The 14,542-nt window shown below is 61.1% G+C and carries 13 protein-coding genes; 6 read left to right on the top strand and 7 right to left on the bottom strand.

From position 1 onward, the window contains the following. Positions 1-31: 31 nt before the first annotated feature. Positions 32-1,006 (top strand): class 1b ribonucleoside-diphosphate reductase subunit beta, encoded by a 975-nt coding sequence (gene nrdF, locus FHT69_RS27720; RefSeq protein WP_183906226.1) that lies wholly within the window; start codon positions 32-34, stop codon positions 1,004-1,006. A gap of 101 nt (positions 1,007-1,107) precedes the next feature. Continuing rightward, the gene (locus FHT69_RS27715) at positions 1,108-2,334 is read left to right on the top strand and encodes an adenylate/guanylate cyclase domain-containing protein (protein ID WP_028755617.1); all 1,227 of its coding nucleotides are present in this window, start codon (positions 1,108-1,110) and stop codon (positions 2,332-2,334) included. A gap of 1 nt (position 2,335) precedes the next feature. On the opposite strand, the gene queE is transcribed toward FHT69_RS27715, so the two are convergent. The 4 genes from queE to FHT69_RS27695 form a co-directional block, all read right to left on the bottom strand. After that, entirely contained in the window at positions 2,336-3,064 is a 729-nt protein-coding gene (queE, locus tag FHT69_RS27710) for a 7-carboxy-7-deazaguanine synthase QueE (RefSeq protein ID WP_183906225.1), read from the bottom strand. Then, positions 3,061-3,417: a 6-carboxytetrahydropterin synthase QueD gene (gene queD / locus FHT69_RS27705; RefSeq protein ID WP_028755619.1), complete on the bottom strand. Its 357-nt coding sequence runs from the start codon at positions 3,415-3,417 to the stop codon at positions 3,061-3,063. Before queD ends, queE begins: the two co-directional genes overlap by 4 nt. Further along, positions 3,417-4,127, bottom strand: a complete 711-nt coding sequence (queC, locus tag FHT69_RS27700; RefSeq protein WP_028755620.1) for a 7-cyano-7-deazaguanine synthase QueC — start codon at positions 4,125-4,127, stop codon at positions 3,417-3,419. Before queC ends, queD begins: the two co-directional genes overlap by 1 nt. A 114-nt stretch (positions 4,128-4,241) precedes the next feature. Then, a complete protein-coding gene (locus FHT69_RS27695) occupies positions 4,242-5,294 on the bottom strand; it encodes a substrate-binding domain-containing protein (RefSeq protein ID WP_028755621.1) in 1,053 nt (350 codons plus the stop codon). A 309-nt stretch (positions 5,295-5,603) separates the two neighbouring features. On the opposite strand from FHT69_RS27695, the gene FHT69_RS27690 reads away from it, so the two are divergent. From FHT69_RS27690 to FHT69_RS27675, 4 genes are all read left to right on the top strand, one after another. Next, on the top strand, positions 5,604-6,863 hold the full coding sequence (locus FHT69_RS27690; protein ID WP_028755622.1) for an ABC transporter substrate-binding protein: 1,260 nt from the start codon (positions 5,604-5,606) through the stop codon (positions 6,861-6,863). A 128-nt stretch (positions 6,864-6,991) separates the two neighbouring features. Next, positions 6,992-7,945, top strand: a complete 954-nt coding sequence (locus FHT69_RS27685) for a carbohydrate ABC transporter permease (RefSeq protein ID WP_183906224.1) — start codon at positions 6,992-6,994, stop codon at positions 7,943-7,945. Then, entirely contained in the window at positions 7,942-8,907 is a 966-nt protein-coding gene (locus FHT69_RS27680; protein ID WP_183906223.1) for a carbohydrate ABC transporter permease, read from the top strand. Before FHT69_RS27685 ends, FHT69_RS27680 begins: the two co-directional genes overlap by 4 nt. A 3-nt stretch (positions 8,908-8,910) precedes the next feature. Continuing rightward, positions 8,911-10,026 (top strand): ABC transporter ATP-binding protein, encoded by a 1,116-nt coding sequence (locus tag FHT69_RS27675; protein WP_028757118.1) that lies wholly within the window; start codon positions 8,911-8,913, stop codon positions 10,024-10,026. Between the two features lie 6 nt (positions 10,027-10,032). Here the strand turns inward: FHT69_RS27675 and FHT69_RS27670 are convergent, their stop codons facing one another. The 3 genes from FHT69_RS27670 to FHT69_RS27660 all read right to left on the bottom strand — a co-directional run bounded on the left by FHT69_RS27670 (position 10,033) and on the right by FHT69_RS27660 (position 14,393). After that, the gene (locus FHT69_RS27670) at positions 10,033-12,276 is read right to left on the bottom strand and encodes a glycoside hydrolase family 2 protein (protein WP_183906222.1); all 2,244 of its coding nucleotides are present in this window, start codon (positions 12,274-12,276) and stop codon (positions 10,033-10,035) included. Between the two features lie 101 nt (positions 12,277-12,377). Then, positions 12,378-13,376: a LacI family DNA-binding transcriptional regulator gene (locus FHT69_RS27665; protein WP_047616168.1), complete on the bottom strand. Its 999-nt coding sequence runs from the start codon at positions 13,374-13,376 to the stop codon at positions 12,378-12,380. A gap of 12 nt (positions 13,377-13,388) precedes the next feature. Beyond that, positions 13,389-14,393 (bottom strand): Gfo/Idh/MocA family protein, encoded by a 1,005-nt coding sequence (locus FHT69_RS27660; RefSeq protein WP_183906221.1) that lies wholly within the window; start codon positions 14,391-14,393, stop codon positions 13,389-13,391. Positions 14,394-14,542 lie beyond the last annotated feature (149 nt).

The raw sequence follows: 14,542 nt of genomic DNA, 5'->3' as shown, positions 1-14,542 counted from the left end.
CGCCATCAGATCTATTGAGGACATAATCACCATGAACATCGCCGTAAAGCCGATCAGCCGCGTGCGCGCCGTCAACTGGAACCGTATCGAGGACGATAAGGATCTCGAAGTCTGGAACCGGCTCACCGGTAATTTCTGGCTGCCGGAAAAGGTGCCGCTTTCGAACGACATTCCTTCCTGGGCGACGCTGACGCCGGTCGAGCAACAACTGACCATCCGCGTCTTCACCGGGTTGACGCTGCTCGACACGATCCAGAATGGCGTCGGTTCCATAAGGCTGATGGAAGATGCGGCAACGCCGCATGAGGAGGCGGTGCTTTCCAACGTCTCCTTCATGGAGGCTGTGCATGCGCGCTCCTATTCCTCGATCTTCTCGACGCTGTGCTCGACGCCCGATGTCGACGATGCCTATCGCTGGTCGGAGGAGAATGAATTCCTGCAGCGGAAATCGGCGCTGATCATGGAGCAGTACGGCTCCGGCGATCCGCTGAAGAAGAAGGTCGCGAGCGTCTTCCTCGAAAGCTTCCTGTTCTATTCCGGCTTCTACCTGCCGATGTACTGGTCGAGCCGCGCCAAGCTCACCAACACGGCCGACATGATCCGCCTGATCATCCGCGACGAGGCGGTGCACGGCTATTATATCGGCTACAAGTTCCAGCGCGGGCTGGAGCGGCTCGGTGATGAGAGAAGGCAGGAGATCAAGGATTTCGCCTTCGAGCTGCTGCTCGAACTCTACGATAACGAGGCCAGATATACCGAAGCGCTCTATGACGGCGTCGGGCTGACCGAGGACGTCAAGAAGTTCCTGCACTACAATGCCAACAAGGCGCTGATGAACCTCGGCTATGAGGCGCTTTTCCCGGCTGATGCCTGCAAGGTCAACGCGGCGATCCTGTCGGCACTTTCGCCGAATGCCGACGAGAACCACGACTTCTTCTCCGGCTCCGGCTCCTCCTATGTCATCGGCAAGGCAGTGGCGACCGAGGACGAGGACTGGGATTTCTGAGGTTTGATCGCCGTCTCCCCCTTATCATTTGCTTCCCTATCGCCCACATTCAGCTGAAACTAAATTCAGTACTCGCCGATATGGCGCAGCAGGAGTTTTTGATGTCGTCTCTTTTGGACAAGGCCGGGACTACCGTCGAAGCGGATGATGGCGTCTGGCCGATCCGCAGGAGACGGATCCTCGACTGGCTGGTGAACGAGACGCGCGGCGAGCGGTTCATCGACAACATCCTGGTGGAGATGTGCGAGAAGCTATTGGCTTCAGGGGTGCCGGTGGCGCGCGCGACATTGCATTTCAGGACGAACCATCCGCAATGGATTGGCGCCCGCATCCTCTGGAAGGAGGGTCTGACGGAGGCGAAGATCAACACTTTCGCCTATGGTGTCGAAAATACCCCGGAGTTCCTGAAAAGTCCCGTCAATGCGATCCATCAGGGTGCGGAGGAGGTGCGCAAACAGCTGGAAGATACAGCCGACGGCGACGAGGATTCATTCTACCAGGAACTGCGCGACGACGGTCTCACGGAGTATATCGCCTGGCCGGTCGAGCATACGTTCGGCAAACGGCACGTCGCGACATTTTCCACCAGCCGGCCGGGCGGTTTTACGAATGATCATATCGATTCCCTGCGCGACCTGCTGCCGGCCCTGACCCTCGTCAGCGAAATCCGGCTGAAGAACATCATGGCGCGCACGCTGCTGCAGACCTATGTGGGACCGCATGCGAGCGAGCAGATCCTGTCGGGTGTTACGACGCGTGGCAGCGGCGCGACCGTCGGCGCGGCGATCATGATCTGCGATCTGCGCGACTTTACGGCGATTTCGGATCTCTGGCCGCGCGACGACGTCATCCATCTGCTCAACGATTATTTCGACGCTATGTCCGACCCGATCGAGCGCTATGGCGGAGAGATCCTGAAGTTCATGGGCGACGGCTTGCTGGCGATCTTCCCGCTGAGCAAGGAAACGGCCTGTCATGATCTGCTGCAGGCGATCCGTGAGGGCCAGGAGTTGATGGCGCAATTGAACCAGCAGCATGCGAGCAATGGGCGCGAACCGCTGCGCTACGGCGTCGGCGTGCATGTCGGCGATGTCATGTACGGCAATATCGGCTCGCGCCGGCGGCTGGATTTCACCGTCATCGGGCCGGCGGTCAATGTCGCCTCGCGGCTGGAAAGCCTGACCAAGGAGGTCAAGCGTCCGGTGCTGCTATCGCGGGCCTTCGTCGAAATGGCGGGCTGCGCGGAGGAGATGGACAGTCTCGGCACCTTCCCGCTGCGCGGGCTCGGCGAACCGGTCGATGTCTTCGCCTTTCCAGAGGGCAGGTAGCTCAGACCCCTCGCTTGTTTCCCCAAAGCAGCACGTGCAGTTGAGGCAGCACGCGGGCTGCAAACCATTGGTCCGCCGTCACCTTGTCGACAAGCCAGTGCATCCGATCCATCACACCGTCGATATCAATGCGGGCGTAGTCATCGTCGGGCGGCGGCGGGGTGTGGTTGCCGGGTTGGAGGAACAGGGGAATTTGCGGATAGCGCTCACCTGCCCGTCGGGCGAATGCGTAGTCGGCATCGTCGAAGACGACGATCTTCAGGACGATCTCGGGGCCGCTGGCGGCTAGGTGAAGACAGTGGTCCACCTGGTCCCAATCCGTCGGCATGCCGCTGGATGGCGGTTTGGGGCTGATGACCAGGACGTCGAGATCGCGAAACCAGGCCTGGGCTATGCTTCCCTGCGTTTCCAGTGCAAAGCGGTATCCTTGGGAATGGCCAAGTTCGATCAGCGGCCTTAAGGGTTGTATCGCCGGATTGCCTCCGGAAAGGGAAACCGTCAGTGGCTTTGCCCCGGAGAGTTCGGTGACCTTATGCCAGATCGCCTCGGGGGACATCGGAATCCATTGATCGCGGAACGCGCTGTCGACCGCGTGCAGGCTGTCGCACCAGGAACATCGATAATCACAGCCGCCTGTTCTGACGAACACCGTCGGCAGCCCGATCAAGGCGCCTTCACCCTGGATGGTCGGGCCAAAGATCTCGCTGACGCGAATGGTTCCGCCACTCACGGTCTGTACTCCGCCCAGGTTTTCGGCGTCTCGCTGACGCGAACGGAGGATGTCTCCGGGAAGCGCTGCTTGCACCAGTCGTAAAAGTGCCTTGCCAGGAACTCGGAGGTGACTTTCGAATGGCCGAAGACGTCGTTCAGGTGCCGATGATCGAAGGTTTCGTCGATATAGCGCTTGAGCGACGAGAGGTCGTGGTAGTCACGAACGAAGCCGTCATCATTCAGGCTTTCGGCGGAGAGCTCGATGACCACAATGTAGTTGTGGCCGTGGAGCCGAGCGCATTGATGGTCGGCGGGCAGATGATCCAGCTGATGGGAGGCGGAGAGGTGAAACTCCTTGGTGATGCGGTACATCAACGCGCCTCCGTCGCCGAATATTGGGACAGGGCCGCTTTCCAGAAGTCCCGGTCATCGTACTCCGTCGGATCGGGAACGCCGGCCAGATGGAAGGCCTCGCGGCGTTCGACGCAGGTTCCGCAGCGCCCGCAGTGGAGCCTGCCGCCCTTGTAGCAGGACCATGTTTCCGAAAACGGCGTGCCGTGTTTTTCGCCGTCAACCACGATCGCCGCTTTGGGAACATCGACATACGGTGCAAGCAATTTCACGCTGGCATAACCCTCCAGCGCTTCGTTCTGCATGCGCTGGAAGGCGTCGATGAAGCCCGGCCGACAGTCGGGGTAAATGAAGTGGTCGCCACCATGCACGGCGACGGCAACGGCATCTGCCTTTTGCGCTGCCGCCAGACCGAAGGCGATGGCCAGCATGATGGCGTTGCGGTTCGGGACGACCGTGGCTTTCATGGTCTCCTCGGCATAGTGGCCGTCGGGAACCTCGACATTGTCGGTCAGGGCCGATCCGCTGAGATGGCCGCCGATGCTGGCAATGTCGATAATATGATGGGGAACGGAAAGGCGTGCGGCACACTTCGCGGCGAATTCGAGTTCCTTGCGATGCCGTTGGCCGTAGTCGAAGGAGATTAGGCCGATAAGCTGTTTTTCCGCGGCTATCCTGTGGGCAAGCGAAACGGAGTCCAGTCCGCCGGAGCAGACGACGATGGTTTTCATATTTTGGATCCCTTGTTTTGACCGGGTGGGCTGCGACCGGATTACGCGGTGCTTCTAGGACAAATCACGCGTCATGCAAACAGTTTTAAGAGGTCGGCCGTCACAGCCGAGCGGTTAACCGACCGGAAAGTTGATCTGCGGCGGCAGCAGAAGCTGCAGATCTTCGGCGTCCGGATTGTTGATGCGCTGCAGCAGCATGCGGCCGAGATCCTCGCCGGCGGCCGTCAGGTCCTCGTGGATCGTGTCGACCTTCGGCTGCAACTGGCTGAGAAGGCGGGACGTCTCCTTGGCGACGATATCGTAATCGATGGCCAGTAAACGGCCGGCATCGCTCATGCCGCTGATGACGGCGAGCGCCGAAACTTCGCCGGGACAGATGAAACCGTCAGGAGCATCCGGGGCATCAGCGCGGCCGCGAATGAAGTCGCGCAGCACACCCGCCGGTGTATCGAGATCGATGGCCTCAGGGATCTCATAGGCGATGCCTGCTTCGCGCACCGCCGTCATGAAACCATGCAGAATATGCTGGCAGAAGGTCAGCCGTTTCGGCGGCAGGATCACCGCCACCTTTCTGCGGCCCTTGGCGATCAGCCGGCGCGTCGCCTCATAGGCAAAGGTGAAATTGTCATAGTCGACATAGGGGTGCGGCGTCGAAAATTCGGTGCGGCCGTGACAGATGAAGGGAAAGCCGGTTTCGAGCAGGAGGCGGACACGGGCATCGAGCGGTTCGGTGCGTGTGAAGATCAGCCCGTCGGCGAGGTGGTTACGGATAATGTATTCGGCGGCTTCGACGTCGGTCGTCGACAGGAAGTTCGGGGCGACGACTAGATGGTAGGCGGTCTCTTTCAGCGCCTTGGCGATGCCGTACATGATCGAGGTGCTGAAGCCGACCACCTCCTCGTGCGAATCGAGCAGAATGGCGATGACGTTGGTGCGGCCGGTCTTCAGACGCTGCGCGGCCCGGTCGGGGAGATAGCCGATCTCGCGGGCGATACGGTGCACGCGTTGACGGGTCTCCAGCGAAATCTGCGGCGCGTCGGAAAGCGCCCGTGACACCGTCGTCACGGCAAGACCGGCGATCGTGGCGATCGTTCGCAAGGTCGGCTTGCCGCGCCTGTGTGCGATATCGAAATTTTCGCCGCGTTGCGGCCGGGACGGTTCGGTCACCCTGAGCTTTCCATGGTGGATTTGCCGACACAATAACACGATGAATCCGGCACGCAATCAACGAATGAAAACGTTTTAAATTTTTACGTTTTGTTAATCTTACAGAAAATATCTATTAGTTTCAATGCCATGGCGAAATAACCATATTTTTCTCGACAGTCGAGAAAGGACTTGACGATCAAAGAGTTATAACGTTTTAAATTAGCAACCGCGCGGAGGAGCGCGGTCGTATGTCGACCGCCACAATGGGTGGAAAACATCGGGCGGCAGGGAGGGTCCCGCCGCCGATTTGCAAATGGGAGGAAATTCATGCGCAAGTTTTTGAGCTCGGCAGCGATTGCTGTCGTGATGATGGCCGGCCTGAGCGCAGCGCAGGCAGCCGACGTGAAGGAAGTGCAGATGCTGCACTGGTGGACGTCGGGCGGCGAGGCAGCGGCGCTGAACGTTCTGAAGCAGGATCTGTCGAAGGAAGGTTTTGCCTGGAAGGATGTTCCGGTGGCCGGCGGTGGCGGTGACGCGGCGATGACGGCGCTGAAGGCGATGGTGGCGGCCGGCACCTATCCGACAGCCTCGCAGATGCTGGGGTATACCGTGCTCGATTATGCCCAGGCCGGCGTCATGGGTGACCTGACGGAGACGGCGAAGAAGGAAGGCTGGGACAAGTCGGTGCCGGCGGCGCTGCAGAAATTCTCGGTCTATGACGGCAAGTGGGTCGCAGCCCCGGTCAACGTCCACTCGGTCAACTGGCTGTGGATCAACAAGGCGGTGATGGACAAGATCGGCGGCACCCAGCCGAAGACCTTTGACGATCTGATCGCCCTGCTTGACAAGGCCAAGGCCGCCGGCGTCATCCCGCTCGCCCTTGGCGGCCAGAACTGGCAGGAAGCGACGATGTTCGATTCCATCGTGCTGTCGACCGGCGGTCCGGAGTTCTACAAGAAGGCCTTCAACGACCTCGATGAAGAGTCGCTGAAGTCCGAGACGATGAAGAAGTCCTTCGATAATCTGGCGACGATCGTCAAATATGTCGATCCGAACTTCTCCGGCCGCGACTGGAACCTCGCCACCGCCATGGTCATCAAGGGTGACGCGCTGGTGCAGGTGATGGGCGACTGGGCCAAGGGCGAATTCGTCGCCGCCAAGAAGACGCCGGATACCGACTTCCTGTGCTACCGCTTCCCCGGCACCGACGGCAGCGTGATCTACAACTCCGACATGTTCGGCATGTTCAACGTCCCCGACGACCGCAAGGCGGCGCAGGTGGCGCTGGCAACCGCAACGCTGTCGAAGAGCTTCCAGTCGGCCTTCAACGTCGTCAAGGGTTCGGTGCCGGCTCGTACCGACGTTCCCGATACCGACTTCGACGCCTGCGGCAAGAAGGGTATCGCCGACCTGAAGGCTGCCAATGAAGGCGGCACGCTGTTCGGCTCGCTGGCGCAAGGCTATGGCGCACCGCCGGCGATCGCCAATGCCTATAAGGACGTCGTCTCGAAGTTCGTCCACGGCCAGATCAAGACCTCCGACGAGGCCGTGACCCAGCTGGTCCAGGCGATCGACGACGCCCGCTGAGATCAATTGTGATGACAATGCTTCCCCGCGTGACCCGCGGGGAAGCTTCAGGCTCCGCGCCGATCATGCAGGATGATCATGCCCGGACGATATCGAGGAGCCATCATGCGGGGAGGAGATGACATTCCATGAGCACAGTTGCGACCACCGATCCGGTTCTGACGCCGCGGCAATCGACGGGTATCTCGTTGCGCGGCCGGCTGCAGGATGCGCTGCCGAAGATCGTGCTGGCGCCGAGCTTCGTCATCACCATCATCTTCGTCTACGGCTTCATCATCTGGACGGCCTATCTGTCCTTCACCAATTCCAAGACCTTTCCCTCCTATGCGCTGACCGGTGCACGCGCCTATCAGCGGCTGTGGCGCTGGACCTTCGAGAGCGATCCGCCGTCTTCCTGGTATACCTCGATCACCAACATGGCGATCTTCGGCTTCCTCTATGTCGGCATCTGCCTGGCGCTCGGTCTCTTCCTCGCCATCCTGCTCGACCAGAAGATCCGCGGCGAGGGGCTGCTCCGGCCGATCTTCCTCTATCCGATGGCGCTCTCCTTCATCGTCACCGGCGTTGCCTGGAAATGGTTCCTCGACCCCGGCCTCGGCCTGGAACAGACGCTGCACTACTTCGGCTGGACGAGCTTCCACTTCGACTGGATCAAGAACAAGGACTTCGTCATCTACACCGTCGTCATCGCCGGTGTGTGGCAGGCATCCGGCTTCGTCATGGCGATGTTCCTGGCGGGCCTGCGCGGCATCGACGGCGAGATCATGAAGGCCGCCCAGATCGACGGCGCCTCGCCCTTCCAGCTCTACCGCCGCATCGTCATTCCATTGCTGCGGCCGATCTTTCTGTCGGCCTTCATCGTGCTCGCCCATATGGCGATCAAGTCTTATGACCTGGTGGTGGCGCTGACCTCGGGCGGGCCGGGCGGCTCGGCCTGGCTGCCGTCCAACTTCATGTATGAATACACCTTCAAGCGCAACGAGATGGCCGTCGGCTCGGCCAGCGCCATCATCATGCTGATGACCATCTCGGCGATCATCGTGCCCTATCTCTATTCCGAACTGAAGGAGAAGGCCCGATGAGCAGCGTGACCTCTCCGGCAATCGCAACCCCGCAGGCCAGCGACAACAGCAACAACAACAGCAACAGCCGCTGGATCGGCCGCACCGTCATCTACGGCCTGCTCGTGATCTTCGCCATCCTCTACCTGATGCCGCTCTTCGTCATGCTGACCACCTCGTTCAAGACCATGGACGAGATCCAGAACGGCAACATGCTGGCGCTGCCGCAATCCCCGACCTTCGATCCCTGGATCAAGGCCTGGGGCGAGACCTGTGTGGGTCTGACCTGCGCCGGCATCAAGGGCTACTTCTGGAACTCGATCAAGATGGTGGTGCCGGCCGTCGCCATCTCCACCATCATGGGGGCGCTGAACGGTTATGTGCTCACCAAATGGCGCTTTCCCGGCCACACGCTGGTGTTCGGGCTGATGCTGTTTGCCTGCTTCATCCCGTTCCAGTCGGTGCTGCTGCCGATGGCGACGATCCTGGGAGCGCTCGGCCGCTTCGGCATGACGCTGCAGAATGCCACCGGCTTTGCCTTTGGCTTCGGCAATCCGACGGTCAATCTGGTCTTCGTCCATGTCGTCTACGGCCTCGGCTTCACGACGCTGTTCTTCCGCAATTTCTACGAGGCCTTTCCGACCGAGCTGGTGCGGGCCGCCCAGGTCGATGGCGCCAGCTTCTTCCAGATCTTCCGCCGCATCATGCTGCCGAACTCGCTGCCGATCATCGTCGTCACCGTCATCTACCAGTTCACCAATATCTGGAACGACTTCCTGTTTGCCTCGGCCTATGCCGGCACCGGCGATTCCATGCCGATGACGGTGGCGCTGAACAATGTCGTCAACACCTCGACCGGGGTGGTCGAATACAATGTCAACATGGCGGCGGCGATGATCGCCGCCGTGCCGACGCTCATCGTCTATATCCTCGCCGGCCGCTACTTCGTGCGCGGTCTGATGGCGGGCGCTGTCAAAGGGTAATCCATGGCCTTCCTCGAAATCTCCGGTCTGAAAAAGCGCTTCGGCGCCGTCGACATTCTCAAGGGCATCGACCTCGAACTCGACAAGGGCGGCTTTCTCGTGCTGGTCGGCCCGTCCGGCTGCGGCAAGTCCACCCTGCTCAACACCATTGCCGGGCTGGAGACGATCACCTCGGGCGATATCAGGATCGACGGACGCGACATCAGCGGCCTGCATCCCTCCAAGCGCGACATCGCCATGGTGTTCCAGTCCTATGCGCTCTATCCGAACATGACGGTGGCGGGCAACATCGCCTTCGGCATGGAGATCCGCGGCGTGCCGAAGGACGAACGTGCCAAGGCGATCAAACAGGTCTCCGACATGCTGCAGATCGGCCATCTGCTCGACCGCAAGCCGAGCCAGCTGTCGGGCGGCCAGCGCCAGCGCGTCGCCATGGGGAGAGCCTTGGTGCGCAACCCGCAGGTCTTCCTGTTCGATGAACCGCTCTCCAATCTCGATGCCAAGCTGCGGGTCGACATGCGCACCGAGATCAAGCGGCTGCATCAGCGCATGGGCACCACCTTCGTCTATGTCACCCATGATCAGATCGAGGCGATGACGCTGGCGACCAAGATCGCCGTGCTGAAGGACGGCGTGCTGCAGCAGTTCGGCACGCCGGCCGAGATCTATAACAGCCCCTCCAATATCTTCGTCGCCGACTTCATGGGATCGCCGGCGATGAACCTCTTGACCGCCACCGTCGAAAACGGCGCCGGCGGGCTCGAAGTCTCGCTGGAGCGGCCGAATGCCGCCCCGCTCAAGCTCCCCGTCATGGCTGGCAACAATGGCCTGACCACCTATACCGGCAGACAGGTGATCTTCGGCATCCGCCCCGAGGCCTTGACCGATCCGGATGGCGCCGACCGCAAGGCGCGCATGCTGAGCGAGGGCGACTGCCTGATCGAAGTCGTCGAACCGGCCGGCTCCGACACCTTCGCCGTCACCAAGCTCGGCGGCAAATCCGTCGTCGCCCGCCTGCGCGCCGATGCCGGCATTGCACCTGGCCAGACAACCCGACTGGCCTTCAATCTCGATAAGGCCGTGTTCTTCGATCCAGAAAGCCAGGCGAGGATCGGGTGATGGCCGTCAGGCGGCCGTCACGCTTGTTGTCACCGGTGCGAAACGCGTAGAAACGACTTCGACGGTGATCTCGCCGGTGAAGCCCGTCGCCTCCAGCCAGAAGCCTGATGTGCCGCCCTGCAATGGCACAGTGGCCGGGCCGACGATCCTTGCCGGGCCGTGCACCTTCAGCGAAATGCTGTCATTCATGAAGGGCAGGCGCTGGCCGCTCTGGTCGAGGGCGCGGATGATGACGCGTGTGCTGTCGCGTTCGCGGGCTCTGAGCGTCGAACTGTCGGCAACGACCTCAAGTGTCGTCGGCAACGGATCGGCCGCCAGCGTCAGGCTGGCCACCGGTTTGCCGTCGATATAGCCGGTGAAGGTGCCGTCGATCCATTCGAGACCCCAGGTGCCGAGCTCATCGGCGGTGAAGTGGCGATGGTCGAGCACGACGGGCGGATGCGGCAGATGCGGGTAGTTTTCGCGGTCCGGGCCGATGCGTTTGGAAAGCGCGCCATATTGCAGCTCCACCTCGTCGCAGTTGGTCAGGATGATCAGCGGCAGCACGCCGCCGATATTGCGTTCGCCACGCGCCCAGAAGGTTGCCGGCTTCATGACGATCTCGTCTGATGGATCGCACTGGCTGATATAGGCATAGGCCGCGAATTTCGGCTCGCGGAACATGTCCATGACGCCGTGATAGCAGATGCGGTCGCCGGAGCCGAAATCCTTGTGCGTGTTGTAGTCGAACATGCACCAGCCGATGGCGCCGGATATATCGGCATCGCCGTAGGCGGCGTTCAGCACGTCCAGGTGCCGGCGTACATGCTCGGCCTGGCGCTGCTCCTGATCGTAAATCTTCGTCGGGTGCATGTGGCCGTTGAACTCGGTGATGAGGTACGGCACCTTGTGGGACAGTCCGGTATTTTCCTGCTGGCCGCGCAGCGTCGTGCGAGGGCGGTTGGCGCCCGGCAGTTCCTCGTTGCCGAGGATGAAGTCGTTCATCGTGTAGACGTCCTCGAGCAGTTCGCTCTCGGTGATATAACGCACGCCGCCGGTCTGGCGGGTGCTGTCGAGCTCGCGGGCGAGCCGGTTGGTCTCGGCGTAGAAATCGTGATTGTCCTGCGATTCATTGATGCGCACGCCCCAGATGATGATCGAGGGGTGATTCCAGTCGCGCTCGATCATGCGGCGGACGTTCTCGATCGATTCCTGCTGCCAATCGGCATCGCCGATATGCTGCCAGCCGGGGATTTCCTCGAAAACCAGCAGGCCGATCGTGTCGCAGCGGTCGAGGAACCATTTCGACTGCGGATAATGCGAGGTGCGGACGATATTGCACTTCAGCACCGTCTTCATGATGTCGGCGTCGCGCTCCTGGGCGGAGCGGCCGGCGGCATAACCGACATAGGGGAAGGCCTGGTGACGGTTGAGGCCGCGCAGCTTCAGCGGCTTGCCGTTCAGGAGAAAACCTTCCGGCGTGAATTCGGCGGTGCGGAAGCCGAACCGCGTCGAGACACGGTCGGAGCCGTGCTCGGTCCTGAGTTCGACGGTGACGTCATAGAGTGTGGGATCGGTGATGTCCCAGAGGGTGATGCCGGTGAGGCCGCCGAAGGAGAGCGTGGTGCGGCTGCCGATCGTTTCGGTGGCGGCGGTGGCGACCACCGTGCCGTCGGCCTGCTTCAGCGTGGCGGTGACGGTCGCCGAGAAGCTGCGGCTCTCGGGATTGGCGATATCGACGCGCACGGTTGCCGATTTCTCCGGGCGAAGAACGTCCGTGGTTTCGATCTTGAGATTGCGGATCGACACCGGGTCGGTGACCTTCAGCCAGACGTCGCGGTAGATGCCGGCATAGGTGAGATAATCGATGCGGCCGCCGAAAGGCGGAATGGCCGGGTTCTCGCTGCCGTCGATCTTGACGGTGACGAGGTTCTCTCCCCTGGCGAGCCTGCCGGTGAGGCGGGCCTCGAAGGGCGTGTAGCCGTCCTTATGGGCGACGATTTCCTCGCCGTTCAGATAGACGACGCTGTCGGCCATGGCGGCATCGAAGACGAGCGAGACCTCGCGCCCCTCGAACTCCGGCAGCCAGCGCAGCACCTTCTGATAGGTGAAGGCGCGCTGGTAGCTGGTCTCATCGAAATAGTTGAAGGGCAGTTCGACGGCGGTGTGCGGCAGGCTGACCGATTTGGCGGCATCGAAAGTTTCGAGCAAACGCTGGCCGAAGCCCTCATGGAAACTCCAGCCTTCATTGAAGGAGACGACGGAACGCATTTCAGGCTCTCCAGCTTACGGCATCAGGGACATTGCGGCGCCTTTCGGCGCGTGAAAATCTGGTCATCGGTATTCCTCCTCGATGCAATGGATGTGTGCCGCTATGCGGTCGAGCCCCAGCGGGCGGTGCAGGTGAGTGTGATGCTGTGCGGGCCTTCGATCTCGGCGTCATGGCGTTCGATCAGTTCGACGACGGCATCGATGAAGGCGACGTGGTCGAGGCTCAGCGTGGTGAGGTCGTTGCAATCCCAGGCGGCCATGGCGATGCCGTCCTGGCCGACGATGGCGATATCGTCAGGCGTGTTCTTGCCGATCACCCGGCGGGCGGCATCGCGTGCGCCGATCGCCATGACGTCGTTGCCGCAGATGATGGCATCGACCTTGTCGCGGTGCAGCAGCAGCACGGCTTCCTTGAAGCCGGAATCATAGGAATAGTCGCCGAAGGCCTGCGCCTCGAAAGAGAGGCCGCGCTTGGCGAGCGCATCGGCGAACCATTTGCGCCTGAGCTTGTCGATCCAGCTTGAATTGGTGCCGGAGAGGTAGGCGAAACGCTTCTTGCCGTCGCGGACGATCTTGTCGATGATCTCGTCGGCGGCCCCAGAGCCGTCGATGCGGATGCTGGAGACGTTTTCGTTGTCGAGCGGCTCGAAGGAGACGATGATCGGCTTCGTCGTGTGAAAGATGTCGACGGCATCCTGCATCGACACCATGTCGGAAAAGACGACGACGTGATCGACCTGATAGGTGGAGGCGAGGCGCATCAGCTGCAGCCGGTCGGAATGATCGGCGCAGCAGAGGATGATCGGCAGCAATTGTCTTGCCTGCAGGCGGTGGACGAGAAGCTGCTGTTCCTCGGCTTCGCAGGGGTTGCCGATCGCATTGACGACCAATGCGACGAGGCGCGAGCGCTGGTTGTTCAGCGAGCGGGCGATCGCATTCGGCTGGTAGCCATGTTCACGGGCGACGGCGAGGATGCGATCGCGGGTGGCGCTGCCGATGCGTGAATCCGGGGAGAAGGCGCGGGAAATGGTGGCGGAGGAGACGCCGGCGAGTTTCGCCAGTTCCTTCGAAGTGATCCGCCGTCTGTTCATTCCGCTCATCTTCAGCGCCTATCAGGCGACGATCCTGACGGAAGCGCCGTCGGCCGCTGCCGATTCCTTGATTGCATCCCATAGCCTAGCGAATCTGAGGCCCATTTCAACGGAGCCGGAGTTTTCCATCTTTCCCGCGCGAATGGCGAGGAAATTTTTCATCGGATTGCCGAGAATCTCGGCCTCCTCGCGCGGCTCGGCGCTCCGCCCGACGCTGATCTCGCGCCAGCCGCCCCAGGCATCGATGCGCACGATCGCCTTCGAATAGAAGAAGGTGATGTAGGAAGCGCAGCCCGGAGGGCCTTCGCCGGCGGCTGTCAATGTCGTCAGCGCGCCGTTTTTCAGCCGGGCGGAGACGGCGGTGGCGATGTCGACCTGCCTGCCGTGGTTGTTCATGTAGGCCGAAACGCTGTCGAAATCGGAATTGGCGAGCAGGCAGACGGTGTTCATCATATGGGCGCCGGTATCGAACATGAAGCCGCCGCCTGAAATTTCAGGCTGCTGCTTCCAATGACCATGATAGTTCGACGACCAGCTTTCCCAGATCATGCCCGATATGGCGATCAGTTCGCCGAATTCGCCGGCGAGCGCCCGCCGGCGCGTGTCGAGCACCAGCGGCGAGAGGCCGCCCTGGAAGGCAGTGACGATGGTGACGCCGCTCTTCTTCTGCGCGGCGATCAGCCTCTCGGCCTCGGTGACTGTCGTCACCATCGGCTTTTCGAGGAAGAGGTCGAGGCCGGCCTCGGCAACGGCAGTTGCCTGCTCGGCATGGAAGGCATGCGGGGTGGAGATGTAGACGATGTCGAGTTCGTCCCGGCACTGGCCGAGCATCTGACGATAGTCCTCGAAGCTCTTCGGTTCGGGGGCGCCAGCGGCGAGGCAGACGTCGAGCAGGCGCTGGCGCGAAGCCGCCGTGGTGTCGGCGAGTGCAGCAAATTCGATCTCCGGCATCTTGACCCAACTCGTGGCATATTCCGCCGCCTTCAGGCCGGCACCGATGACGCCGAGGCGCAATTTCCCAGTCATGAAATTTCCTCCCTGATTGCATTTGTGCACACGATTACACAAACGTTACGGTGATGGCAATATCTAATTAAATAAGTAATATCAGTGTATTAATACCCAATAACGAATCTTTTTAAAAACCGTCTTGTCAGCATTGGGAATGCGTGTAC

Source organism: Rhizobium sp. BK008 (assembly GCF_014197345.1).
Lineage (GTDB): Bacteria > Pseudomonadota > Alphaproteobacteria > Rhizobiales > Rhizobiaceae > Rhizobium > Rhizobium anhuiense.
The sequence above is the reverse complement of the archived record's forward strand: the minus strand, read 5'-3'. Positions and strand labels throughout refer to the sequence as shown.